The 26,194-nt window shown below is 33.6% G+C and carries 23 protein-coding genes and 1 tRNA gene; 18 read left to right on the top strand and 6 right to left on the bottom strand.

What is annotated here, in order from left to right; genetic code table 11:
- Window positions 1-369 precede the first annotated feature (369 nt).
- Both HNQ00_RS13485 and folB read right to left on the bottom strand, forming a co-directional pair.
- Window positions 370-440: transfer RNA gene (locus HNQ00_RS13485), tRNA-Cys, on the bottom strand.
- Between the two features lie 126 nt (window positions 441-566).
- Window positions 567-926, bottom strand: coding sequence for a dihydroneopterin aldolase (gene folB, locus HNQ00_RS13480; protein WP_173839023.1), 360 nt, complete (start codon window positions 924-926; stop codon window positions 567-569).
- Window positions 927-1,025: 99 nt separating this feature from the next.
- Between folB and HNQ00_RS13475 the strand changes: the two genes are divergently transcribed.
- The 5 genes from HNQ00_RS13475 (at window position 1,026) to HNQ00_RS13455 (ending at window position 5,231) form a co-directional block, all read left to right on the top strand.
- Complete coding sequence (locus tag HNQ00_RS13475) at window positions 1,026-3,149, top strand: glutamine--tRNA ligase/YqeY domain fusion protein (RefSeq protein ID WP_173839022.1); 2,124 nt, start codon at window positions 1,026-1,028, stop codon at window positions 3,147-3,149.
- Between the two features lie 497 nt (window positions 3,150-3,646).
- Window positions 3,647-4,126, top strand: coding sequence for a hypothetical protein (locus HNQ00_RS13470; RefSeq protein WP_173839021.1), 480 nt, complete (start codon window positions 3,647-3,649; stop codon window positions 4,124-4,126).
- Window positions 4,127-4,254: 128 nt separating this feature from the next.
- Complete coding sequence (locus HNQ00_RS13465; RefSeq protein WP_173839020.1) at window positions 4,255-4,587, top strand: YtxH domain-containing protein; 333 nt, start codon at window positions 4,255-4,257, stop codon at window positions 4,585-4,587.
- 35 nt (window positions 4,588-4,622) lie between these two features.
- Window positions 4,623-4,973 (top strand): phage holin family protein, encoded by a 351-nt coding sequence (locus tag HNQ00_RS13460; RefSeq protein ID WP_173839019.1) that lies wholly within the window; start codon window positions 4,623-4,625, stop codon window positions 4,971-4,973.
- Between the two features lie 3 nt (window positions 4,974-4,976).
- Window positions 4,977-5,231, top strand: a complete 255-nt coding sequence (locus HNQ00_RS13455; RefSeq protein WP_173839018.1) for a DUF6327 family protein — start codon at window positions 4,977-4,979, stop codon at window positions 5,229-5,231.
- A gap of 22 nt (window positions 5,232-5,253) precedes the next feature.
- Here HNQ00_RS13455 and HNQ00_RS13450 read toward each other — a convergent pair whose 3' ends face one another.
- Both HNQ00_RS13450 and gltX read right to left on the bottom strand, forming a co-directional pair.
- The gene (locus HNQ00_RS13450; protein ID WP_173839017.1) at window positions 5,254-6,261 is read right to left on the bottom strand and encodes an SPFH domain-containing protein; all 1,008 of its coding nucleotides are present in this window, start codon (window positions 6,259-6,261) and stop codon (window positions 5,254-5,256) included.
- Between the two features lie 170 nt (window positions 6,262-6,431).
- The gene (gene gltX, locus HNQ00_RS13445; protein ID WP_173839016.1) at window positions 6,432-7,937 is read right to left on the bottom strand and encodes a glutamate--tRNA ligase; all 1,506 of its coding nucleotides are present in this window, start codon (window positions 7,935-7,937) and stop codon (window positions 6,432-6,434) included.
- A 403-nt stretch (window positions 7,938-8,340) separates the two neighbouring features.
- On the opposite strand from gltX, the gene HNQ00_RS13440 reads away from it, so the two are divergent.
- The 7 genes from HNQ00_RS13440 (at window position 8,341) to HNQ00_RS13410 (ending at window position 19,550) form a co-directional block, all read left to right on the top strand.
- On the top strand, window positions 8,341-11,370 hold the full coding sequence (locus HNQ00_RS13440) for a hypothetical protein (RefSeq protein ID WP_371739270.1): 3,030 nt from the start codon (window positions 8,341-8,343) through the stop codon (window positions 11,368-11,370).
- Window positions 11,357-11,776 carry an rRNA maturation RNase YbeY gene (ybeY, locus tag HNQ00_RS13435; RefSeq protein WP_173839014.1) on the top strand — a complete coding sequence of 140 codons (420 nt, stop codon included), beginning with the start codon at window positions 11,357-11,359 and terminating at the stop codon, window positions 11,774-11,776. The genes HNQ00_RS13440 and ybeY overlap by 14 nt, the downstream gene beginning before the upstream one ends.
- 177 nt (window positions 11,777-11,953) lie before the next feature.
- Window positions 11,954-13,825 carry a tRNA uridine-5-carboxymethylaminomethyl(34) synthesis enzyme MnmG gene (gene mnmG / locus HNQ00_RS13430; RefSeq protein ID WP_173839013.1) on the top strand — a complete coding sequence of 624 codons (1,872 nt, stop codon included), beginning with the start codon at window positions 11,954-11,956 and terminating at the stop codon, window positions 13,823-13,825.
- A 185-nt stretch (window positions 13,826-14,010) separates the two neighbouring features.
- The gene (locus HNQ00_RS13425) at window positions 14,011-14,859 is read left to right on the top strand and encodes a class I SAM-dependent methyltransferase (RefSeq protein WP_173839012.1); all 849 of its coding nucleotides are present in this window, start codon (window positions 14,011-14,013) and stop codon (window positions 14,857-14,859) included.
- A gap of 245 nt (window positions 14,860-15,104) precedes the next feature.
- Window positions 15,105-15,686, top strand: coding sequence for an OmpH/Skp family outer membrane protein (locus HNQ00_RS13420; protein ID WP_173839011.1), 582 nt, complete (start codon window positions 15,105-15,107; stop codon window positions 15,684-15,686).
- A 162-nt stretch (window positions 15,687-15,848) separates the two neighbouring features.
- Window positions 15,849-18,119: a helix-turn-helix domain-containing protein gene (locus HNQ00_RS13415; RefSeq protein WP_173839010.1), complete on the top strand. Its 2,271-nt coding sequence runs from the start codon at window positions 15,849-15,851 to the stop codon at window positions 18,117-18,119.
- 234 nt (window positions 18,120-18,353) lie between these two features.
- Window positions 18,354-19,550 (top strand): multidrug effflux MFS transporter, encoded by a 1,197-nt coding sequence (locus tag HNQ00_RS13410; protein WP_173839009.1) that lies wholly within the window; start codon window positions 18,354-18,356, stop codon window positions 19,548-19,550.
- A 143-nt stretch (window positions 19,551-19,693) separates the two neighbouring features.
- On the opposite strand, the gene HNQ00_RS13405 is transcribed toward HNQ00_RS13410, so the two are convergent.
- Window positions 19,694-20,326 (bottom strand): SDR family oxidoreductase, encoded by a 633-nt coding sequence (locus HNQ00_RS13405; RefSeq protein ID WP_173839008.1) that lies wholly within the window; start codon window positions 20,324-20,326, stop codon window positions 19,694-19,696.
- Window positions 20,327-20,501: 175 nt separating this feature from the next.
- On the opposite strand from HNQ00_RS13405, the gene HNQ00_RS13400 reads away from it, so the two are divergent.
- From HNQ00_RS13400 to HNQ00_RS13375, 6 genes are all read left to right on the top strand, one after another.
- Window positions 20,502-21,437: a helix-turn-helix transcriptional regulator gene (locus HNQ00_RS13400; protein ID WP_254598528.1), complete on the top strand. Its 936-nt coding sequence runs from the start codon at window positions 20,502-20,504 to the stop codon at window positions 21,435-21,437.
- A gap of 101 nt (window positions 21,438-21,538) precedes the next feature.
- Entirely contained in the window at window positions 21,539-22,408 is an 870-nt protein-coding gene (locus HNQ00_RS13395) for a nuclear transport factor 2 family protein (RefSeq protein ID WP_173839007.1), read from the top strand.
- Window positions 22,409-22,575: 167 nt separating this feature from the next.
- Window positions 22,576-23,139: a TetR/AcrR family transcriptional regulator gene (locus tag HNQ00_RS13390; RefSeq protein ID WP_173839006.1), complete on the top strand. Its 564-nt coding sequence runs from the start codon at window positions 22,576-22,578 to the stop codon at window positions 23,137-23,139.
- A gap of 76 nt (window positions 23,140-23,215) precedes the next feature.
- Window positions 23,216-23,767 carry a carboxymuconolactone decarboxylase family protein gene (locus HNQ00_RS13385; protein ID WP_173839005.1) on the top strand — a complete coding sequence of 184 codons (552 nt, stop codon included), beginning with the start codon at window positions 23,216-23,218 and terminating at the stop codon, window positions 23,765-23,767.
- Between the two features lie 196 nt (window positions 23,768-23,963).
- Window positions 23,964-24,278 carry an EthD family reductase gene (locus HNQ00_RS13380; protein ID WP_173839004.1) on the top strand — a complete coding sequence of 105 codons (315 nt, stop codon included), beginning with the start codon at window positions 23,964-23,966 and terminating at the stop codon, window positions 24,276-24,278.
- 41 nt (window positions 24,279-24,319) lie between these two features.
- Complete coding sequence (locus tag HNQ00_RS13375; RefSeq protein ID WP_173839003.1) at window positions 24,320-24,988, top strand: hypothetical protein; 669 nt, start codon at window positions 24,320-24,322, stop codon at window positions 24,986-24,988.
- Between the two features lie 256 nt (window positions 24,989-25,244).
- On the opposite strand, the gene HNQ00_RS13370 is transcribed toward HNQ00_RS13375, so the two are convergent.
- On the bottom strand, window positions 25,245-26,189 hold the full coding sequence (locus tag HNQ00_RS13370; RefSeq protein ID WP_173839002.1) for an HU domain-containing protein: 945 nt from the start codon (window positions 26,187-26,189) through the stop codon (window positions 25,245-25,247).
- Window positions 26,190-26,194 lie beyond the last annotated feature (5 nt).

Raw genomic sequence — 26,194 nt, 5'->3', positions numbered from 1 at the left:
AACTTCTCTTCTAAACTCCATTTCTTGTATTTCATATCTCAAATGTACTATTTGAAATTTAGAATATCACTCTGAACTTATAAGGGGCTAAAATACTATGCATTAAGAGGTTCTGTGTAACTACCGTCATTACTTCAGTTGACTTTTCTTTATAAAAAAAACCTCCAAGTTTTCTTGAAGGTTTTTGAGGCATCGTGCGGATTCGAACGACTTCTTTATCTAATTTTTTATAAAAATTAAACATAAAAAAGACTTCAAGTGTCATTGAAATTGCTTGAGTTATTATGAATATTTCAACAATAGCTTCATCTACTATTTTACAAATATTTAAACATAAAAAAAACCTCCAAGTTTCCTTGAAGGTTTTTGAGGCATCGTGCGGATTCGAACCGCAGTAGGAGCTTTTGCAGAGCCCAGCCTAGCCACTCGGCCACGACGCCATAATTGAATGGATGGCAAAAGTACTTAAATTCTATAGTACATAAAAGGTTTTCAATGTATATTTTTTAAAAAATATAGTATCTCACACATTATGAAGGTTTTAATTTTACCATGCAACGCTATTATTAACTTCTATATTCCTCTAATTCTATAGTTACTGCTGCTACATCTCCTCCAATTGGTGGATTTAATTTAGAAACGGCTAGTAATATTCTAGAAACTTCTGGTATGTCATTGAATACCCTTGTAATGATGCGGTGTCCTACGTGTTCTAATAATTTTGATCGAATTGCCATTTCTTCTTCTACAATTTTATTTAATTGTACATAGTCTACAGTGTCTTCTAATTCATCTGATATACACGATTTCCTTAAGTCGGTTTTAATCTCTAAATCCACTACATAATCTGATCCTATCTTACCTTCTTCGATTAAACATCCATGGTACGAGTAGGTGCGAATGCTCTTTAATTTTATTGTTCCCATTTTATAATTTAAATTTAAGTAAAAGTTTCGTGCTTGAAAGCCTAAGTTTAAACGCTAGCGCACTATTTTTTTTTACCTTTGCTAAAATAAAACAAAATAATGTCAACTGAAGAAAAATCACTCCATTTTATAGAACAAATCGTTGAAGAGAATCTAGCAAACGGTTTTCCTCAAGATAATCTACGTTTCCGTTTTCCACCTGAACCTAATGGTTATTTACACATTGGTCATGCTAAATCTATTTGTTTACAATTTGGTTTAGGATTGCGTTATAATGCACCAGTAAATTTACGTTTTGATGATACAAATCCAGCCAAAGAAGAGCAGGAGTACGTTGATGCAATTAAAGAAGATTTGCAGTGGTTGGGTTTTCAGTGGGCAGAGGAACGTTATGCTTCTGATTATTTTCAACAGTTGTATGACTGGGCAGTACTTATGATTAAAAAGGGTGCAGCTTATATTGATAGTCAATCGTCTGAAGATATGGCTGTTCAAAAAGGTACGCCTACGCAACCAGGTGTTGACGGTCCTTACAGAAACCGTTCTATTGATGAAAATTTAGCGTTGTTTGAAGGTATGAAAAATGGTGATTTCCCTGAAGGAAGCCATGTTTTACGTGCAAAAATTGACATGAAATCTACTAATATGTTGATGCGTGACCCATTGATGTATCGCATCTTGCATCGCCACCACCATAGAACAGGAAATGATTGGAAGATTTATCCAATGTATGATTTTGCTCATGGAGAAAGTGATTATATAGAGCAAGTTTCGCACTCTATTTGTACGCTTGAGTTTGTCATGCATAAAGAATTATACAATTGGTTTTTAGACCAAATTTACGATGATAATAAGGTACGTCCACATCAATATGAGTTCGCTCGTTTGAACTTGAATTACACCGTAATGAGCAAACGTAAACTTTTACAATTAGTTCAAGATAAAATTGTTAAAGGATGGGACGATCCTAGAATGCCTACGATTTCGGGATTAAGAAGACGTGGTTATACTGCTAATTCTATTCGAAAATTCTGCGAGAACATAGGTGTTGCTAAACGAGAAAATGTAATTGATTTTTCATTATTAGAGTTTTGCTTACGCGAAGATTTAAATAAAAGTGCGCCTCGAGTAATGGCTGTTTTAGATCCAGTAAAGGTTGTTATCACTAATTATCCTGATGATAAAGTAGAGTCGCTAGATGCCGAAAATAATCAAGAGGATGAGTCTGCTGGCTTTAGAAAAGTACCATTTTCAAAAGAATTATACATAGAAAGAGAAGATTTTCTTGAAGTGGCTCCGGCTAAGTTTTTCCGACTAAGTATTGGTAATGAAGTACGTTTAAAGAATGCTTATATCATTAAAGGAGAGTCTGTAATTAAAGATGCTGAAGGAAACATCACTGAAATTCACGTTACTTATGATACTGATTCATTAAGTGGTAGTGGGAGTGAAGCCTCTAAAAGAAAAGTTGCAGGTACCCTACATTGGGTTTCTATTGCACATGCTGTTCCAGCAGAGGTACGTGTTTATGATCGTTTATTCATAGATGAGGCACCAGACAGTCACAAGGAGAAAAATTTCCTTGAATTTATGAATTCTAATTCATTAGAAGTTGTTACTGGATATGTAGAGCCAAGTCTTACTACTGCAGTCATTGATGATAAATTTCAATTTCAACGTCTAGGATATTTCAATGTTGATAAAGATTCTACTGCTGATAAACTGGTTTTTAATAAGACCGTTGGTTTAAAAGATGCCTGGGAAGAAAAAGGTAAAAAAGAGTTGAATAGTATCAATAATTCTTTGAAGGAAATTAATAAATACTTTAAAGTAGCTACAAAAGCGGAACGCTTAGATATTGAAAACAGCATAGGAGAAACGATAGCTTCTGTTGCTAATTATAGCTTATTACAGAGTTCGTTTAAAAAGAATATTAATAATAACAAAGCTTCTCTACTGTTTGCTAATTTCATCTTGAAATATTCAAATTTAAAAGCTACTGATTTTGATAAGGACGAACTTTCTAAATTGTATTTAATGTCTTTAAGAAGTGAATCTACTTTTGTTAGATCTAAAACACTTTTAAATTTAAGAGATTTAGATTATGATGCAGCATTTAAAAATTCGTTCAAGGACGAAATTATTAAATTAAATGCTAATCCTTCAAAAAGTACTACCGAAAGAGAAACTGAAATTATCGAACAAGTATTTAATCAATTTTAATTATCAAAACCACCTTTTTCTAAGGTGGTTTCTTATTATATATATATTCGATTGTAAATTAAATTTTAATAAAAATAATTTATTAAAAATGGCTTTAAATTAGGCTTTTTAAGTAAATTTTAAATTTTAGGCATGTATTATCATAGAAGCGGTTATTTACTACTATTAGAATAACTCTATTTACTTTTTATCAAATTTTAAGTATTTGTTAATACTTTTTTGTGTTCTAATTTTCTAAATTTGGATAGAAACGTTTTTTGTTTCAAAGATGGCAAGTACAACTGTATTATTTTAATTGGTAAAACCTTTCATAGGTACAAGGGTTTTTTAATTAAGGATTACAAAAAACGTACAAAACATTTTATCGTGGGATTAAAGTCTATCGTTGAATGATGATAATAATTGATAGTAGTTATTTTTCGGGTTCCTCATTTTCTGTAAATCACCTAAAGTTGTTTCTGCTATAATTTATATTTTATTAACTTAATTTATTTTTTATGAGAAATTATTTAACCGCATTAGGACTGTTGCTAAGTATAGGACTTAGTGCTCAATCGCATCAAATTAAAAAACACAGTGGTGAAACACTTGATGTTAACTTTATTAAATTTGAAAATGATATTTTACATTATTCACCGGATGGTAGTAAGGAAGAAGTAAAGATTAGTAAACATGCCGTAGCTTATGTGCATGATAATCAAAATGCTACAAAGGATTATATTAGTAATAAAGTTACGATAACATCTAAGGAAGATTTTGATAAGGTCGTTATTATAGATAGTGACGAATCATTAGGCCTAAATGATCAAAAGAGCATTGAAATTTATCAAGGCGTTCATAAAGGTGGTACCACTCATTTTACAAATCCAGCTATAGTAAGACGATTAAAATACAAGTCGGCTGAGTTGGGTTATCCATTCATTAGAATTGTAAGTAAAAAAGATGGTAAGTATAGTGCAATTGCCTATAATTATTAATCACAGCATAAAAAAAAGACCTCAAGTAACCCTTGAGGTTTTTTAATATAATTTAGCTTTAAAATAAGCTTAAATTGCTTTTGAATTGTTAATTGCGTATCTTTATGTCTAATTAATTAAAAAGTAATATGTCAGATAAGTCAGGATTAACGCTAATTGCTGTATTAACAGGGGTAGCGATTGGAGCAGGGGTAGGAATTTTATTCGCGCCAGAGAAAGGATCAAAAACAAGAGTTAAAATCAAGGATGGTTATAAAGGAGCCAAAAAAGATTTGAAAAATAAATATGATGATTTATCAGTTGAGATGAAAGAAAAGTTAGCAGTTGCTAAAACTGATCTTGAAGATACTTATGGAGAATTAGTTTCAAACATGAGTAATAAAACGGAAGATGTGATTACTTTTCTTGAATCTAAGCTAGCTGATTTGAAAGAGCAAAATGCTAAGCTGCAAAAGAAATAATTATAACCTAATACGTTTTTACTAAAGAGAATCCTATGGCTTTTGAAGAGTTCAAAGAAAATACAGAAGATGTTCAGCAAAAAATGCAATCTTTTATAGAGAGTAATGTTAACTACTATAAATTAAAAAGCTTTAAAACTTCTATGAAGGCAACTTCTACAATTTTAAAGTTTACTATTATAGTCCTTGGAATTTGTATGGTACTGCTGTTCTTTTCAATTGCTTTAGCCTTTGCATTAGGAACCATTCTAGAAAGTAACACACTAGGTTTTCTTATTGTTGGAGTACTTTATTTAGTGGTCACCTTTATTTTATATCTTGTTAGAGATCGAATTATTGAGAAGCCTTTATTAGTAAAATTTTCAAAAATCGTTTTTAACAATTAAATTATGGCAGGTAAAATCTATACTTCATATGATCAAATAGATCGAGAATTAGAAATCCTTAAGTTAGAGAAGGAGGTAAGCTATCAAAGAGTTGTTTTAAGCTTTAAAAATACTAAAAACAGCCTTACACCTAAACATATTGTAAGCAATCTTTTTAGTTCCTTTAAAACAGGTCTTAGTGGTTCTTATGTACAAATACTAAATAGTGCTCTGCCGCTAATTATAAACTGGATAATAAATAAAAAAAGAGGCCGCTAAGCCTCTTTTTTCTGTTTTATATTTAATCTTCATCTTCTTCAAATAGATCATTCCCGTATTCATCTTTATTCTCTAAATCAATTACTGGAGTTACATCCTGATAATCTTCTTTTGATTTTTTTCTATTTCCTTTTTTCATCATTTCACCTACTTGGTTAGATGCGCTAAATGAAGCAACCATATTGTTCAACATCTCGCTTCCTGCTTGTGGTGAATTTGGTAGCAAGATTAAGTTCGAATTAGAATCAGCGCCAATGGCTTGTAAAGTATCATAGTGCTGTGTAACTACAATTAAAGCAGAAGCTTCTTGAGAGTTTATTCCAACTCTGTTTAAAACGTCAACACTTTCTACAAGTCCGCGTGCAATTTCTCTTCTTTGATCGGCAATACCTTGTCCTTGTAATCTTTTACTTTCTGCTTCTGCCTTTGCTTTAGCTACAATTCTAATTCTTGATGCTTCAGCCTCAAATTCAGCTACAGTTTTTTCTCTGTCTGCTGCGTTAATTCTATTCATCGCGTTTTTAACCTGAATATCCGGGTCAATATCTGTTACTAGCGTATTGATAATGGTATATCCATAAGTAGTCATGGCTTCATTAAGTTCTCTCTTTACAGCGATCGCGATGTCATCTTTTCTTTCAAAAACATCATCTAATTTTAATTTTGGAACTTCAGCACGCACTACATCAAATACGTAAGATGTAATCTGGTCATGCGGATATTCTAATTTGTAAAAAGCGTCATAAACTGTTTCTTTGACAACCATAAATTGTACTGAAACTTTAAGCTTAACAAATACGTTATCTTTAGTTTTTGTTTCGATAATAACATCTAACTGCTGAATTTTCAGGTTAACACGACCTGCAATTCTGTCGATAAGTGGAATCTTCAAGTGAAGTCCAGATTGTCTAATGCTTTCATATTTACCAAATCGTTCTATGATAACTGCCGTTTGTTGTCTGACAGTGAAAAACGAGGAAAAAAGAACAAATAGCGCAATAACAAATAAAATAATTAGTACAACATTCATAATAGTAAGGTTAAAATTAATTGATCGGTTAAATTACGAAATTTCTCGCGTTTAAAGTAGTATTATCTGTTATTTCGATGAACGACAATTCGAGTAACAAGCTTTAATTTTATCGTAATGTAAATAATAATCAAAAAAAAAGACTCCTTTTTAGGGGAGTCTAATTAGTATTATATATTTTCAATTGCTTTTTCTATTCGAACAACTGTTTCATTTTTTCCTATTACTTCGACAATGTCAAATAGGTGAGGGCCTTTAAGTGCTCCTACTAAACTTAGTCTAAATGGCTGCATTACTTTACCCATTCCAATCTCGTTTGTAGTCATCCATTCTTTTACGATTGTTTCAATATTCATAGAAGTAAAATCTTCTATATTTTCTAAAACCGAAATTAGCTGTTGCATTAATAAAGGTGTTTCTTCTTTCCAATTCTTTTTAGCTTTAGCATCATAATCAGTTGGAGCTTCAAAGAAGAAATCACTCATTTCCCAAAATTCTGTAACGAAGTTTGCGCGTTCCTTTACTAATGAAACAATTTTAACCACATCTACTTTTGAAGTATCAATATTTTTGCTTGCTAAAATAGGAGTGAAGGCTTTCGCCAAATCAACATCTTTTTGCTGCATCAAATAGTGGTGGTTAAACCATTTATTTTTCTCAGGATCAAATTTAGCTCCTGCTTTATGTACTCTGTTTAAGTCAAATTTTTCAACTAATTCTGACAGTGAAAACAACTCTTGCTCTGTTCCATCATTCCATCCTAGTAGTGCTAGGAAGTTAATAACTGCTTCTGGAAAGAAACCGTTTTCTCTGTACCCGCTAGAAATGCCTTCTGCAGTTTTCCATTCTAAAGGAAAAACAGGAAAGCCTAATTTATCACCATCACGTTTAGATAGTTTTCCGTTTCCTACTGGTTTTAAAATCAAAGGTAGATGAGCAAATTCAGGAGCATCCCAACCAAAAGCTCTGTACAATAATACATGTAAAGGCATAGATGGCAGCCATTCTTCTCCACGAATCACATGCGAAGTTTCCATTAAGTGATCATCAACAATGTTTGCTAAATGATACGTAGGCATTCCGTCGCTCTTGAATAAAACTTTGTCATCAAGTAAACTAGTTTCAAACTTTACATCGCCTCTAATGATATCTTTTAAATGTAAAGTTTCATCTACAGGAGTTTTAAAACGGATTACATAATGGTCTCCTTTTTCAATACGGTTTGCTGTTTCTTCAGTAGAAAGAGCTAACGAAGTATCTAGTTTCTCTCTTATAGTATGGTTGTATATAAAAGTTTTACCTTGTTCTTCGTCTGTTTTTCTTAGTTCATCAAGTGCTTCTGCAGTATCAAATGCATAGTAGGCCCAGCCAGATTTGATCAATTGATCAGCATAATCTTTATATAAATGCTTTCTTTCGCTTTGACGGTAAGGTCCAAATTTTTCATTTTTACCTATTGTTTCATCAGGAGCAATACCTAACCATTCTAAGGCTTCCATTATGTATGATTCGGCTCCGGGTACAAATCTATTTTGATCGGTATCTTCGATTCTTAGGTAGAATGTTCCGCCATTTTTTTTGGCAAATAAATAATTAAATAAGGCTGTGCGCACACCTCCTATATGTAAAGGTCCCGTAGGACTTGGTGCAAAACGCACACGAACTTGCTTTGACATTGTTGTTAATTTTGGTACAAATATACAATTTCAAATAGTCAATCGTAGTGTTTAAAAAGTCTATAATGTTATGATTTTCAAGTTTGACGGTGATATGTATTCTAATGTTAGGATAAATAGTTACTTTTAATGGTTAAAAACTAAGGATATGGTTGCAGAAAATTCTAATGTGATATATAAAAAGTTATCAAGCTTCATAAAAAAGTATTATCTCAATGAGCTCTTACGTGGTCTCATCTTTTTTATAGGGCTGGGTCTTTTATATTTTATACTAACTCTATTTATAGAGTATTTTCTTTGGCTACAGCCAGTTGCTAGGACTATATTATTTTATTTATTTGTTTTAGTAGAACTGTGTTTGTTTGTACGATTTATTCTGTATCCATTATTTAAGCTTATTAAATTGCGTGCTGGTTTATCTTTTAAGGATGCTGCTGCAATTATAGGTTCACATTTTAGTGATGTAAACGATTCCTTAATTAATTTCCTGGATCTTTCTAATGCTGATTTGAATACGAATCAATCTGAGTTGCTCGCGGCTGCTATTGATCAAAGGGCATTACAATTACAACCAATCCCTTTTAATAATGCTGTAAATTTTAGTTATAATAAAAGATATCTCCCTTTGGCTATTATTCCCTTAATAGGTTTGTTTTATTTATTTTTCTCGAATTCAACTCGTGATTTCTCACAAAGCTTCAATAGAATTGTTCATTACAATACTGCTTTTAGTGCGCCTGCTGCTTATCAATTTGTAATCTTAAATAAGTCTTTACAAGTAGAGGAGAATAAAGAATTTGTACTTAAAGTTAAAACAGTAGGTAAGGTAGTTCCTGAAAATGCTATGATCGTTTTAGGAGACGAAAGCTATTATTTAGAAAATGATGGTCCCGGACAATTTCATTATACAATTGCTAATCCGGCACAGAATTCAAAGTTTCAGTTAGTTTCTAGCGGAATCTATTCGCCGGAATACGTTTTAGATATTATCGATGTTCCTGCTATAGTTGATTTAAAAATGCAACTGCAATTTCCTTCCTATTTAAATCGAAAACCTGAAGTTAGTGTTGGTTCTGGAAATGCTGCTGTTCCTGAAGGTACTCGAATAAATTGGGTAATAAATGCAAAAGGAACTCAAAATATTGACGGAGTTATCGATTCTAAGAGTTTTGCTTTTTCAAAAGCTGATAATACGTTTAAAGCAAGTTACACGGCTATTCAAGATACAGATTATCAAATAATTACTTCAAATAACAACGTTAAAGGTTATGAAAAACTTAATTATCATTTAAAAGTACTCAAAGATGCCTATCCTGAGATTAGAATTGAAAAAATAGCCGATTCTATTAGCAATAATAAAGCATACAAACTAGGAACTGTTTCTGATGATTATGGTCTCAGTAGGTTAGAAGTTGTTTATTATCCAAGTGCTAAACCTAGTAATGTTAAACGTGGAACAATAAAGAAAGTTGGTAGTAATGTCGATCGTTTTGTGTTTTCTTTTCCTGGGAATTTAAATGTTGAAAAAGCAGTTACCTACGAATATTATTTTATCGTGTATGATAATGATGCTTTACACAATTATAAAAGTACTAAGTCTGAAGTTTTTTCCAGTCGCGTTCTCTCTGTAAAGGAGGAACAGAATGCTATGTTGCAAGAACAAAATCAAAACGTAAACGGTCTAGAGAACACCTTAGGGAAGCAGCAAGAACAATTTAAAACCTTAAATCACCTGGATAAAATAGGGAAGGAGAATAGCCAATTTAAGTTCGAGGAGCAACAGGAAATTAATAGTTTTATCGAAAGACAAAAGAGTCAAGATGAAAAAATGAAAAAGTTTGCTGAGAATATAAAAGAGAATCTAGATCAGGTTAAGTCTAATAAGAACGATGAATTTAAAAAGGACCTATTAGAGAAAGTGGATGAGAACGGTGACGACCTAGAAAAAAACAAAGAGTTGCTAGAGGAACTCAAAGATCTAAATCAAAAAATTAGTAACAATGAGTTATTAGATAAGTTAGACAAGTTCAAGCAAAACAGTAAAAATCAAGTTAAAAATTTAGAGCAGTTAGTTGCACTAACTAAGAAATATTATGTAGAAAAGAAAGCTGAGCAAATCGCTTCTAATCTTAAAGACCTAGCCCAGAAGCAGGAAAATTTGTCCAATAAGGGGGATAGCAACAGTGCTAAGAAACAGGCTGAGATCAAGGAAGAATTTAATCAATTGAAGAAGGAGTTAACTGACTTAAAGAAAGTGAATAACGAATTGAAGTCTAAATCGAGTATTCCGCAAGATGCTGCTACAGAGAAAATGATTGATCAAGATTTATCAAAGGCGATGGATGCATTGTCTAAAGACAACAAAAGTGGCGCTAAGTCCAATCAAAATAATGCGGCTAAGAATATGAAGTCGATGGCTGCGCGCTTGTCAAAAAGCTTATCTAGTGGTGAGGTGATACAGCTGCAGGAGGATGTGAAAATGCTGCGTCAAGTGCTTGATAATTTACTTGCCTTTTCATTGTCTCAGGAAAGTTTATTAGACCGTTTTAAGAATTTACGCTCTAGTTCAAGTGCCGTTAGTAAAAATATTAAGTTACAGCAAGACTTAAAAGAACAGTTTAAACACATCGATGATAGTTTATACACACTCTCTTTACGTAATCCTAGATTGTCTATTGATGTAACTAAGGAGCTGGGTAATATCCAATATAATGTGGATAAAGCATTGGATAATTTTAGTGAATCAAAACTAGAAAAAGGGCAGTCGCACCAGCAGTATACTATCGCTGCTGCAAATGTGTTGGGTGATATACTAAGTAATATTCTTGGGAACATGCAGTCTAGTTTAGCGCAATCGGGTGAAGGGAATCCGCAAATGGGAGAAGGTGAAGGTATGCAGTTACCAGATATTATGAAAGGACAGGAAGCTATTTCTGATAAAATCAAGAAAGGTGGCAAGGCTAGTGGCAGTAAAGAAAATGAAGGGAAAGGAAATAAAAGTGAAGATGGTGAAGGCAATGCAAAGGATATTTTAGACATATATAAAGAGCAAAGAGCCTTGCGTGAACGTCTAGAAAGTGAATTAAAGAAACAAGGATTATCTAACAATGGAAGTAACGCTATTGATAAGATGAAGCAGTTAGAAAAGCAATTATTAAACAAAGGTTTTAATCAAGAAACGATACAAAAATCAAATGCTATTAAGTCTGAATTATTAAAGTTAGATACCGCTGTAAGAGAACAGGGAGAAGATAATAAAAGGCAATCGAATAGTAATTCTAAGAATTATAAAAACGAGGCAGTTGCTTTACCTAAAGCTGTTTTAGAATATTTAAATAGCATAGAGATATTAAACAGACAATCGTTACCTTTGCGCACTAATTTTGATCAAAAAGTTCAAGAATATTTTAAAGATAAAAATGATAAATTTTAATTACGAAAATGATTTTAATTTAGATAACGAGTCTGTTGTTGCAGAATGGTTGTCTCAGGTTATTACATCAGAAGGAAAAAAGGAAGGGGAGATTAATTATATCTTTTGTGATGACGAGTATTTACATAAGTTGAATGTGGAGTATTTAGACCACGACACCCTTACAGATGTTATTAGTTTTGATTACACAATGGGTAGTGAAATCAGTGGAGATTGTTTTATTTCTATCGAAAGAGTTATAGACAATGCTAAGGACTTTGAGGTTACATTTGAAGAAGAATTAAAGCGTGTTCTTGTTCATGGCATGCTACATTACTGTGGTTACAAGGACAAGAGTGACGAAGATGAGAAGTTAATGCGTCAAAAGGAAGATGAAAAACTATTGTTGTTCCACGTGAAACAATAGCATTAAACTAGAAACTATTCTAACTAATTTTTTTAATGTTTCACGTGGAACATTAGATTGTTATTAAGTTTGGTATTAGTGAAGTTCCACGTGGAACAAGAGTGGTAGCTATAAAAAGTTATACTCAAAACGGAATAAATAATACGCTCGCTTAGTCGGGTAAATACACTGAAATAAATGTTTCAAGAAGAATATGATGTTATAGTTGTTGGTGCTGGTCATGCTGGATCTGAGGCTGCTGCTGCTGCTGCAAATTTAGGTTCGCGCACCTTATTGGTTACAATGAGCTTGCAGAACATCGCGCAAATGTCTTGTAATCCTGCTATGGGTGGAATTGCAAAAGGACAGATTGTAAGAGAGATTGATGCCTTGGGTGGTTACTCAGGAATTGTATCTGATCGTACGGCAATTCAATTTAAAATGTTGAACAAATCTAAGGGTCCTGCTATGTGGTCTCCAAGAGTTCAAAGTGATAGAATGCGCTTTGCCGAGGAGTGGAGATTGATGCTAGAAGGAACTCCTAATCTTGATTTTTATCAAGAGATGGTTCAGGGTTTAATTATCGAAGAAGGTAAGGTAAAAGGAGTGCGAACTTCGTTAGGAATTGAAATTAAAGCCAAATCTGTTGTGTTGACTAATGGTACTTTTTTAAATGGTTTGATCCACGTAGGGGACAAACAGTTTGGAGGAGGCAGAGCTGGTGAAAGTGCCGCACATGGAATTACTGAAGATCTAATTAAAGTTGGTTTTGAGTCTGGTCGAATGAAAACTGGAACACCACCGCGTGTAGATGGACGTTCATTAGACTATACAAAAATGAATGAAGAAAAGGGAGATGCTAAGCCAGATAAGTTTTCTTATTCTGATATTACTTCACCATTGATTCATCAAAGGTCATGTCATATGACTTACACTTCTCTTGATGTTCATGATATTTTAAGAGAAGGTTTTGATCGTTCTCCTATGTTTAATGGAAGAATTAAAAGTCTTGGACCAAGGTATTGTCCATCTATTGAAGATAAGATAAATCGCTTTGCTGATAAAGAAAGACATCAGTTGTTTATAGAGCCAGAAGGGTGGAAGACTTGTGAAGTTTACGTGAATGGATTTTCTACTTCTTTACCTGCAGATATTCAGTTTAAGGCAATGCGTGCTGTGGCTGGTTTTGAAAAAGTACAATTCTTGCGTCCAGGTTATGCAATTGAATATGATTATTTCCCACCTACGCAGTTAAAGCATACATTAGAAACTAAGTTGGTAGAAGGTTTGTATTTTGCAGGTCAAATAAACGGAACCACTGGTTATGAAGAAGCAGCTTCTCAAGGTTTGATGGCAGGAATAAATGCGCATCTTAAAGTAAAAGAGAAAGCACCGCTAATTTTAAAAAGAGACGAAGCATATATTGGTGTTTTAATTGATGACTTAATTACAAAAGGTACAGAGGAACCGTATAGAATGTTTACTTCTCGTGCAGAGTACAGGACATTACTTCGTCAAGACAATGCTGATTTTAGATTGACGCCAATGTCTCATGAAATAGGTTTAGCATCTGAAGCTCGCTTAAGAAGAATGGAACATAAACTTAAAGAATCAGAAAAAATGGTTTCATTTTTTAGAGATGCTAGTGTTACGGTTGCTGAAGCAAATCCAATATTAGAATCAAAGAATACAGCTTTGATTTCGCAAGGTGACAAAATGTTTAAAATATTCTCTCGTCCGCAAATTGATTTAGAAGATATCATGAAATTTGATAAAGTGAAATCGTATATCGAAGAGAATGATGTCGATCAAGAAATTCTAGAGCAAGCTGAGATTCAAGTAAAGTATTCTGGGTATATTGAAAAAGAAAGAAACAATGCTGATAAATTGAAGAGACTAGAGGATGTGAAAATCCCTGAAGATTTTGATTACGAAAAGATAAAATCAATGTCTATTGAAGCAAAGCAAAAGCTTTCTAAAATTCGTCCAGTGACAATTTCGCAAGCATCTAGAATTAGTGGTGTTTCGCCATCTGATATTTCAGTACTGCTTATTTACATGGGTAGGTAGGATTGTAAAATAAGCTTCTTAACAGAGAATCATTTTTTTGATAATACAAACAAGTGCTATGTTCCACGTGAAACTACGCTGTTAAGGTCCGCTATTATTGACTTGAGGGTAACTCGAGTTTTTATAAACACCTATAGTACTATACCTGAGATTTTAATTTCAAATTAATATTAATTACCGCATTAATGGACATCGCTAATAAAAAGCATTATTTAACTGTCAAAGACCATTCTGTTTCTAAGGAGGTTTTTGAATTATATCGAGACGAAGATTTAGACATGCTAGTGACACATCCGCAGCCAAGTATAGATGTTCTAGGAAAATATTATGAAAGTGTAGATTATATTTCTCACACAGATTCTAAAAGAAGCCTTTTTGAAAAAGCATATCACTTTGTGAAAAATATAGCTTTAAAGAATAAACTAGATTTGATCAACTCTTTACAAAGAGACAAAGGAGCAATTCTAGATATTGGTGCTGGAACGGGAGATTTTCTTTCGGTGGCAAAAAATAATGGATGGAAGACAATAGGAGTAGAGCCAAGTGAAAAGGCTAAAAATATTGCAATCAATAAAGGTGTAAGCTTTGTCACAGACACAAAGGAATTAGCATCTCATAGTTTTGATGTAATTACGATGTGGCACGTTCTTGAACATGTTCCCAATCTAGAGGAACAAATTAAAGAATTGAAAAGGCTCTTGAAACCATCGGGGTCTCTAATTGTTGCCGTTCCAAATCATAAGTCTTACGATGCACAATATTATAATGCGTATTGGGCTGCTTATGATGTGCCAATTCATTTTTGGCATTTTTCGAAAAAAGCAATTGCAAAATTATTCGAAATTGAAAATATCGAATTAGTCAAAGTGCTTCCTATGAAATTTGACTCTTTCTATGTTAGCTTGCTTTCTGAAAAATACAAAAACGGAAAAATGAATTTTGTAAAAGCATTTTATATCGGATTAAAGTCAAATATTAAAGCAGGGAGAAGTTTAGAGTATTCTTCACACATTTATGTGTTAAAAAACAAGTAAAATCATTTAAACGGCTGTTTAAGGCGGTTTTTTATCCGTAAATAACCACTAAGATACCGAAAATCAGAAAATCCCTTAAATCGTTTTATATAAAGTCAATTTTAATAACGAATATTGATGGCTTTTTATAGATCAATAATTAAATCTAATAGTAGAAAATAATCATAAATTATTAAGTTTTTTAGGTTACGACCTTATTTTTTATATTTTTGTCCTAAACACTTTAAATTACAAAAGAAACCAAAATGAAAAAAGTATTATTTATTATCGCAATTTCATTATCAGCTATTGCTTGTAACCAAAATTCAGAAGTTAAAGAAGTAAAAACTGCTTATATTGATACGTCGGTATTAATGAAAGAATACACAGAGGCAAAAGATTTAGAAGCTAAATATAAAGGACAGTCAGAAGAAAAAGGAAGACAGTTAGAAGCTGAAATTAATCGATTCAAACAAGATGCTGCAAATTTCCAAAAACAAGCACAAGCTAACGGTCAAGAGTGGGCTCAAAAACAAGGAGCTGAATTGCAAAAAAGAGAGCAGCAATTAAGCTATGCGCAACAATCTCTAGCACAACAATTGCAACAAGAAAGTGGTGCAGAAATGGACAGCTTAGTTTCAGGAGTTAAAAAGTTCATCAAAGCATACGGAAAAGAAAAAGGATATGCTTATATCTACGGTACAGGTGATGCTGCATCAGTTTTATATGCCGAAGAGAAATATGATATTACTAAAGAAATCATCAAAGCATTAAATGACAAATACAAGTCTACTGCTAAAACTGATGACAAAGAAGTTAAAGAAGAAATAGAAGAAGCTAAAAAATAATTTTAGTCCTTTACAAGAATTAAAGCCTCCATTCTCTACTGAGAACGGAGGCTTTTTTCTGTTTTATAGGATTCAAAACTACTATATTTAAAATTATCTTACATTTACAATTATTTAGACTTGTTGCCTTTTTTGAAGGTTTCATTAAAATTTATCCGTACAATGCAAACTATCTCTGAAGCTGCTGCTTACACATTACAGTTCATCAATCAAACACAACGTTCTATTTTTTTAACGGGAAAAGCAGGTACGGGTAAGACCACGCTGCTGCGTGAGATTATTGCAACTACGCATAAAAATACGGTGGTGGTAGCGCCTACAGGTATCGCAGCGCTAAATGCGGGAGGGGTTACAATTCATTCTATGTTTCAATTGCCCTTTGGTGGATTTATTCCTGCTTTTAATGTAGAATCACAATTTACAGATACAGTAAAATTTGAGTCTAAAGATACCTTGCGCAGGCATTTCAAAATGAGCGGTTTGAAAAAAGCAGTAATACGTAACATGGAACTACTTGTAATCGACGAAGTAAGTATGTTGCGTGCTGATTTGCTGGATGCAATGGATTACATGATGCAAACCGTTCGTAAAAAGGCCACTCCTTTTGGAGGTGTTCAAGTTTTGTACATAGGAGATTTATTACAACTACCTCCTGTTATTCGTGATGAAGAGTGGCGTACGCTAAAACAGTATTACCGTGGAAAGTTCTTTTTTCATTCACATGCTGTGCAAATAGCGCCGCCTTTGTATATTGAACTTTCAAAAATTTATCGTCAAACAGATACCGATTTCATTTCGGTTTTAAATAATCTTAGAAATAATACCATCACCGCTGCTGATGTTGCTACTTTGAATAAGTACGTAAAACCAGATTTTGACTTAAAGGCTAATAAAGGTTTTATCACCTTAACGACGCACAATGCAAAAGCAGACGAAATGAACGCGCAAGCATTAGCCGATTTAAATGGGGAGTTGATAACCTATAATCCAGACATCGTGGGAGATTTTCCTGAAAAGATTTTCCCCATTGAGGAGCGTTTGCAATTAAAAATAGGCGCACAAGTAATGTTTGTTAAAAACGATTTGTCATTCGAGAAAAATTACTTCAACGGAAAAATGGGAATCATCAAATCCCTAGGGATGCAAGAAATTACGGTTCACTTTCCCGAAGAAGATAAAACTATAGAAGTAGATCGCTATGAATGGCAAAACATTCGCTATAAAGTTGACCCGGTTACTAAGGAAATCGAAGAGGAAGTCCTAGGTACTTTTGTGCACTACCCAATAAAATTAGCATGGGCAATTACTGTTCACAAAAGCCAAGGATTAACTTTTGACAAAGCTGCAATTGATGTTTCGAAGGTTTTCATGCCTGGACAAGCATATGTTGCTCTTTCTCGTTTGCGCTCCTTAGAGGGCCTTATTTTGCTATCTCCTCTAAGAATGAACGGTATTTCTAACGATCAAGATGTAATGGATTATGCCTTAAACAAAGCTACTGACGAACTATTAAAAAACTCTTTGCATTTTGAAACAAAGAATTTCATACACAACTATTTGATTACCAGTTTTGATTGGACAGATTTAGCTCAAGAGTGGCGCAACCACAAATACAGTTACGGAGACAATGCTGAAAGTTCTGGAAAGTCAAAACACGCTAACTGGGCAAACAATCAATTACAAGCCATAGACGCACTAATGGACCCGTCCCGCAATTTTATTAAACAACTTAATAAAATTTTCAATAGTGAAACCGTGGACTTAATCCATGTATCTGAACGCATTCAGGCCGCCTTTGATTATTTCCTTAAACCTATGGATGATTTAGTTTTTGAACTACTCTGGAAGATAGAGGAGGTCAAGCGTATGAAGAAAGGAAAGGCATTCTTTGACGAACTAACAATCCTTGAAGAGTTGCAATCAAAAGCTATTTTGAGATTGATGAAAGCAAAACTGTTAATTGAAACAGTGGTAGCGGGTGAAACCATTTCGAAAGAAAAACTAACGTCTGACGAAATCAAGAAATACATTTCGAGAAAAACAGAAGCGATTCAAAATCAGTTTAAGGATACTCATGTGACCTTGATTGAGGATGATGCGGATGCCAACCGTTACACTTCTAAAAAAGCTACTAAAAAGCCAGCCAAAAAATCGACCGTACAAGAAACGTATGAGCTCTGGGTAGAAAAAAATTCAATTGCAGATATTGCCACTATTAGGGTGCTTACAAAACAAACCATTTACTCCCATTTTGTACAATTGATACAAACTAAAGCGGTATCTATCAATGAAGTTTTACCTGAGGATAAAATAAAAACATTAGCAGAAGCTTTTCAAGGGTATAAGGAGGAATCTCTAAATACCTTAATGGAAAATAACAGCGATAAATTTACTTGGAACGAAGCAAGAATGTATAAAGCAACTTTAAACTAAATTTTCAGGAAGACAAGGTCACCATTTTCAACAAACAGTTTTCCCGCTATTCACTACAATCTTGTGGGGCATAACGCCAGCCCCACAAGGATTTTCATTGCTATCGGGCTTAGGTAAGACGGTAGTGCATTTTTCATGTTCTTTTAGCTCCATGTTTATTTTTGATGTAGATTTTAAGAGAGCGAAAAATGCAGCAAAGGCAAAAAAACCAAGTAAATACTGTAATTTTGTGCGATGCAAAATAATATCCGCACTTCCCAATTTGAGTTTGTCGCATTAATGGCTTCTTTAATGTCAGTAGTGGCATTAGCAATCGATGCTTTGTTACCCGCACTAGATATCATAGGTGTGAGTATAGGCACCACAGATGTAGTTGATAATCAATTGCTCATCACAATGATTTTTTTAGGATTAGGCTTTGGTCCCTTATTATTTGGTCCTTTGTCTGATAGTATTGGGCGTAAACCAGTTGTTTATATGGGATTTGCGTTATTCATTGGAGCAAGTTTTATTTGTGTAAACGCGCCAAGTCTAGAAGTTATGGTGTTAGGGCGTATTCTTCAAGGTATGGGACTTTCGGCACCTAGAACCATAAGTATTGCCATCATTAGAGATCAATTTAGTGGGGATTATATGGCAAGAATAATGTCATTTGTTACCGTAGTTTTTATCTTGATTCCCGTAATAGCGCCAGCTTTAGGTAAATTTGTTTTAGACTATTACAACTGGCATGGCATTTTTTATATTCAAGTACTCATTAGTCTTTTGGTTTCATTGTGGTTCTGGAGACGCCAACCAGAAACGTTATCAATAGCCAACAAAAAAGAATTTTCGTTGCAAGGGTTTATAAGTGAGTTCAAAGAACTTTTCAAATTTAAAAAAACAATAGGCTATACCATCATCTCAGGTTTTGTAACGGGATCATTCATGGTTTACTTAAGTAGTTCACAGCAAATTTTTGAAACGCAGTATCAATTAAAGGATGAATTTCCGCTTATTTTTGCGGGTTTAGCTATTGCAATTGGAGCGGCTGTATTTTCTAATGGTGTACTAGTAATCAAGTACGGAATGGAAAAATTAATCACTACTGCCTTAATTAGTTTCTTTGCCGTTTCAGCGATTTATGTGGGGCTGTTTTTCAATGAACCCAATCCTGATATCCGTATTTTAATCTTGTTTTTTGGTTTACAGTTTTTTAGCATAGGATTTCTCTTTGGTAATGTTCGCGCAATGGCCATGGAACCAGTTGGTCATATTGCAGGTACTGCTGCTGCTGTGACGGGGTGTATTTCTACTATAATGGCTGTGCCTGTGAGTATATTTATTGGTCGTTTTATAGATACTACAGCTTTACCTTTGTTTATAGGGTTTTCTGTTTGCTCTGCCTTAGCATTAATACTACTTTTTTATTTAAAAAAAGAAAAAGCATAATTGTTATAAAGTGGCAACGCAAATGTGCTTGACACTCTAAAATCTTTAAATTAAAAAACCGAAAGTACGCTATATCTTAGCATGCTTTCGGTTTCTTGTTTGAATTAATAACGGTATTCTTAATGAATTGTAAACTCTAATTTTTATTTCACTTGTGACAATGCTTCTGTGATACTTTGCTGACCTTTAATAATTTCAAAAGAAGCATTTGTTGCTGTATTACTTTCTAGCGCTTGCACTAAGGTTTGTGCTACATCAGCACGACTAATTTCTCCTCTTTTATTTAATTTTGGAGCCAATTCTATTTTTGCAACTTGCGCTTCGTTTGTCAACGTTCCAGGTCTAACAATGCTGTATTCTAATCCGCTCGTTTTTAAATATTCATCGGCATTGTGTTTTGCCTTTAAGTATTCAACTAATTGCGTTGCTTCTTCAGGTTTGTCTGCTCCCATCGAACTAAGCATTACAAATTTTTTCACATTTGCTTTCTTTGAAGCATCAATCATTTTCTTCGCGCCTTCCTGATCAACACCTATTACGTCTTTACCACCTGATCCAGCGGCAAATATTACTCTATCAATAGTACTGCTAAATGCAGCGTCGACGTTATTTGTTAAATCTCCTAATACAGTCTCAATATTTTGATTCTTAAAAAAGGTTTGTTGCTCTTCTTTTCTAACCATTGCAATTGGGTTAAAATTTTCAGATTTATGTAAAAGGGCTACTATTTGTTTTCCGGTGGTGCCGTTTGCACCTGCTACTAATATATTTTCCATATTCTAAAATTACAATAAATGTTGCAATCAAGCTTGTTGCAATTCATCGTTTAACGCTATTTTAATACATTTTAACAGTCCTTAAGAAACGATTTAGTGAATTATGTTGTCTACTGTGCTTAATATTAAAATAACGCTTCTTGCGCTCGATTTTAATTTGCACTAAGTATATTGTATGTTTGCTTCAATTATTAAAGGATATATTCTTTACAATTATATAGCGACTAGAAAAGGGAACATGGGTAATGAAACAATAGTAAAATACGATTTTAAAGAGGGTTTGCCTCATGAGTTTGAAGTTCTTGATATGACCCAACTGTATGGTGAATTCAAAACAGAGCTCACCATACCACATCGTGCAGAATTTTATCAAGTGCTCTGGTTTCAAGAAGGAGCAGTGCTACATTATGTAGATTTTAAACCCATCACAATTTTACCTGATACTTTCGTTTTTATAGCCAAAAACAGTGCACAACATTTTGATACTACCTATACCGCCGTAGGGAAAGTGATTCTTTTTACAGATCGGTTTTTTTGTAAAGAGGCGTCAGATATTCAGTTTTTAAAAAGCAGTATACTCTTTAACGACTTGTTTGAGACGGCTCATCTCTCGTTGACTAATAACACAATGCTTTTTAAAAATAGTTTAGCTGTTTTAGAAAATGAAAGTAGGCACGATAATGATGAGTACCAAGCTTCTATTTTGCGTAATTATTTAAGAAGTCTCCTTATGCTCTTAGAACGTGAACGTCGTAAAAGTGATTTTATAGAAGTTAAAAAAGGAGCCGACTTAGATTTGGTTATGCAATTTAAAGAATTGTTAGAGATGCAATTTAACCATAATAAGTTAGTTGTGAATTATGCAAACCAAATGCACATCACAAAAAAAAGACTAAATACAGCTACTTCAAAAATTTTGGGTTCAACCCCAAAGAAAATTATTGACGATCGTATTATGCTTGAAGCTAAGCGTCTACTGGCACATTCTAGCGAGTCTGTAAAAGAAATTAGCTACAGTCTAGGCTTTGACGAACCTACTAACTTCGTGAAATATTTTCGCAAACACCATTTAAGTACTCCAATTGAATTTAGAGAAAGTTTCTTGCATTAATTTTATTTTGGCACAAATTTACCATGGAAAGTGCTTTTTGTATCCTTTTACTTTTTGATTACCGTCGCACCTTTGCATCATCAATTTATAACGATAAAAAAATGAACAAAGTAATAGTAAGCGCAGCATTAATTCTTGGCTTAGGTCTAACGACTTCGTACAGCCAAACAGCTAAAAAATCAAAAATTAAAAAAGAAAACAGCATGGAAATTTCAAATAAACAAAAAGTAGTTGCTTTATTGAAAAGCATCGAAACAGGAGCTCACGAACCTGCTTCTTACATAAATCCTGATAAATACATTCAACACAATCTAGGCGTAGCAGATGGCGTAGCTGGTTTTGGCGCACTTTTACAAATGGTACCTGCTAATTCAGCTAAAGTAAATACAGTTCGTGCCTTTGAAGATGGTGATTTTATTTTCACACAAACAGATTATAATTTCTTTGGACCAAAAATAGGTTTTGATATTTTTAGATTCGAAAACGGAAAAATCGTCGAACATTGGGATAACTTACAAGAAACTCCAGCGGCCGCAAACCCAAGCGGACATTCAATGATTGATGGTGCAACTGAACTTAAAGATCTTGATAAAACAGAACAAAATAAAGCATTAGTAAAGAATTTCGTTTCTGATATTTTAGTTAATGGTAAAATGGAAAAGTTAGCAGGGTACTTTAATGGTGATGATTATATCCAACACAATCCTAACATTCCTGACCAATTATCAGGTTTAGGTGGTGCGTTAGGAGCATTAGCACAACAAGGTGTTTTTATGAAATACGATACAATTCATAAAGTTTTAGGTCAAGGTAATTTTATACTAGTTGTTAGTGAAGGTCACTTTGGCGCAGACCATAATGCTTTCTATGATTTGTTTAGAGTAGAGAATGGCAAAATTGCTGAACACTGGGATGTTGTAGAGAAGATTGCAGCTCAAGACACTTGGAAAAATACAAACGGAAAGTTTTAATTTTCATCAGCTTGCTTAACTTGCAGGTTATATAATTTGTAAACTAAAATTGCAGAAAGCGGCTTGAGTACATCTCAAGCCGCTTTTTTATATTGTAATGTTAAAGATTGTTAATTGTTTTTTTATTTCAAAGCATCTGCTTAGTTTTGTACCGTATTAAAATAGTAATGGCAAGAAGTAAACAATATAACGAACAAGAAGTATTAGAAAAAGCAATGTCTTTGTTCTGGCGCAATGGGTATGAAAACACCTCTGTTCGTATGTTAGAGAAGGAAATGGGAATTAATCAGTTCTCTATTTATTCTAGTTTTGGAAGCAAACAAGAATTGTTCTTACAAAGTTTACAATGTTACAAAAGCAAAATTAGTGGCATGTTTGAAAAATTCAAAAATGCAAATAATGGGATGCAAGACATCAAAGAATTTTTCTATGATTCTGTGCAAATTCCTATTGAAGTAGGCAATTATAAAGGGTGTTTTTTAACGAATACCTACAATGAATTTGCCGAAGCCGAGGATCAAGTTATTAATACACAAATGGGCGATTTTATGAATGGTGTAAAAGATTTATTTATAGAAAAGCTACAACAAGATAAAACAAAAGATGCTGCTACGGTAACTAAACAAGCTAATTATTTATTGCTTGCAAAACATGGTTTAGCTGCTGCATCTCGAGTAAATAGCAAACAAGAAATAGAAGATTATATCGAACTAACATTCAATAACATCTAAACTTTTTTTTGCCTCAAATCTAAGCAATCGCTTAGTAATATAATATTAAAATAATAACAATTTAAAATTTACAATTATGACAACTTTAAAAATTCACTCTATCGAGTCTGCTCCAGAAGAAAGCAAAGCATTATTACAAGATTCTCAAAAAGCATACGGAATGATTCCAGGATTGCACGGTGTATTAGCTGCATCTCCAAGCGCTTTAAAAGGATACCAAGTTTTACATGATTTATTTGTTGCTTCGTCTTTCAATAACGATGAGTTAACAGTGGTTTGGCAAGCAATCAACGTAGAGCACGCCTGTCATTACTGCGTTCCAGCTCACACAGGAATCGCTCACATGATGAAAGTAGACAACGATATTATCGAGTCTTTACGTAACGAAACGCCATTAGCTGATGCTAAATTAGAAGCTTTACGTACTTTTACATTAAGCATGGTTCGTAACCGTGGAAACGTTTCTGAAGATGAATTAAATGCATTTTATGCTGCAGGTTACGGGGAACAACAAGTACTAGATATCATCTTAGGTTTATCTCAAAAAGTGATTAGTAACTACACAAATCACATTGCAAACACACCTGTTGACGCAGCATTCCAAAAATTTGCTTGGTCAAAAAAATAATCCGTCACTAGATAGATTCTATACAACCTTATTTTAATTATTTGGGCAGCTATTCCGCCTTCCGTTCCCGCTTTTTTTACTGCGCTACGCTATATAAAAAAGAGCTCCACTCAAGTCGGGCTGCGGGAATACGTAACAGGAGAAAGCTCGAGTAATTAAAATAAGGTTTTTTTTATAACTTTAAATAAAAAATACCATGATAAAAGTAAGCGTAATGTACCCTAGCGGTGCTGACACAACATTTGACTTAGATTACTATAAAAATTCTCACCTTCCTATGATTAGTGAATCTCTAGGAGATGCTTTAAAAGGAATGGAATTAACAGTAGGTTTAGCAGGAAGAGCTCCCGGAGAGCCAGCTCCATTTGCAGTGATCGTAGATTTAAAATTTGATACTATGGAATCTTTTCAAGCATCATTTTTCCCGCACGCTGAGAAATTTGCTGCAGATATTCCTAATTATACTAATGTAAAAGGGGACTTACAAATTAGTGAAATCGTGAATTTATAAGCAGCGCTACAGCTTTCTATTTCACAAGTAAAAGCAACAGTATGAAAGTAGAAACAATTTGTATTGAAGACCTAGTAAACCACAGTATTCAAAAAATATTTAGAACAAATACCAGCACGCCTGGTTATGTACTCTTTGATTTTGGTTCACAAATTAAAAGCGCTCAATTTAGAGCTATTATGATAGGTTTAAAACAAGGTTTGGCAACATTTATTAAAGAACGATATAACAAGCAGCTCGATTATCAATGGCTGGGAAGGTTCGATCAACAAGTAAATACGCCCTATCATTTAGACAATGCCTCTGAACAATCGATACTAATGCTGGGTTATGAACCAAGCCAAATTAAAAGTGAGATGTTCTTAGCTGATTATGATAGTTACTTTCGCAGTAAAACAAAGGGAGTAGAAGAGGAGGGAACGCTATACGAACCTATAATTCAAGAGTCTGAAGATGAGATTTTACCTTTCAGTATAAAGCTGGATCCATTCGATAATAACAATTATAGGTTGCTTGTAATCAATAATAGTAATTCAAGAAGCAATCGAGAAATGCTAGGACTGTACCACAAAGCAAGGATTATCAAACCTGATTTAACTAAGAGTAGAGTAGTCAATTCTATGATGCTTAACCTGATCCCAAGGAATGAAAAATTAAAGAACGTAATTGATGAAGAGAATTTTATTAATACCACGTTAGTAAGTAAATAAGCAACATCAATGCAAATAACAAAGGCGATTTAGAAAGTTCTAAATCGCCTTTGTCGTTTTAGTGGTTTTTTAAGTCATTTTAGAGAAGATTTCGATAATAACTATAACTAATGTAACTTTCAATAATTTATTAAAATAAAGCACTTAAATAAGCTTATTAAACGCAACTGACGAAAGTATGAAAACACTGTTAAATTAAAAACCTCCAAGAGCAAATTAATGCCATTGGAGGTTTTTATATAGTATTCGATTTAAATTAAAGCGCTTCGATCAAAACCCAAGCTTCTGGATTTTTACTTTCATGAATTTCACGTTTTGCTTTTTCAGCTTCTGCTAGTGTAGCATAACTTCCATAAACTACTGGATACAAACCGTGTTTATTTACAGTTAGTAGACGGGCTTTAAAACCTTCGTTTGATAATTTTTTATAAATCTTTTCAGCATTTTTTTGGTCTCTAAAAGCACCTGCTACTACGTGGTATGGTAACTTTCCTTCTTTAATAGAAAGTGTTACAGCAGGCATTGGGCTTTTAATAAAAAATGTCGCTTCTTGAATTTTGTTTTCCACTTGTTTTTGAACTGCTGATTCTACTAATACAGTTTCATTAGCAATTTGCTGCTGATAAACGGGATAACCTATGCTTCCTGTAAGTCCTAATCCTAGAACAAAAATAGCAGCATATTTCATATAAGAACGACCGTTACTTTCTTCTTCCTCATAAACAGGCAAAGCAATTGGTGCTCTTTCAATAATTTCAGCAGGTTCTTCTACTGGCGTTTCTCTTTTTACTACTGTCGATACAAACGAGTCTAAACCAAAAGAACTAGACAAGTAATTGGTTTGATTAGAAGGTTTGAAAACGATGTTGCGATCTGCGTTAAAACGAAGAGTTCCTATGTTGATTAAAACAAGAACCTCATTATTTTCTAACGCTCTTTTCCATTTTACAACTTGATATTCAATAGCATTTACAGCATAGTTGTATGAAATTTTTTCACTAGATGCGATATGGTTTGCAAGTAGACCGTCGTTGTTTTTCAAGTTAGTATTGAAAGAAACCATTTTTCTTGGAGGGAAAAATGAATTTGTACTCTCAATCCACTGTGCAGACTGTGTTTCGGTAAGGAAAGCTCCTAGACCTGGCACGGTAACACATTGATAGCGATAGAGTAGTTGTGATATGTAAGAGTCGATGTTCATAGTTA

It is taken from the genome of Flavobacterium aeripolare (assembly GCF_013294025.1).
In the GTDB taxonomy this organism is placed as follows: Bacteria; Bacteroidota; Bacteroidia; order Flavobacteriales; family Flavobacteriaceae; genus Flavobacterium.
This window is presented reverse-complemented; position numbering and strand designations above follow the sequence as displayed.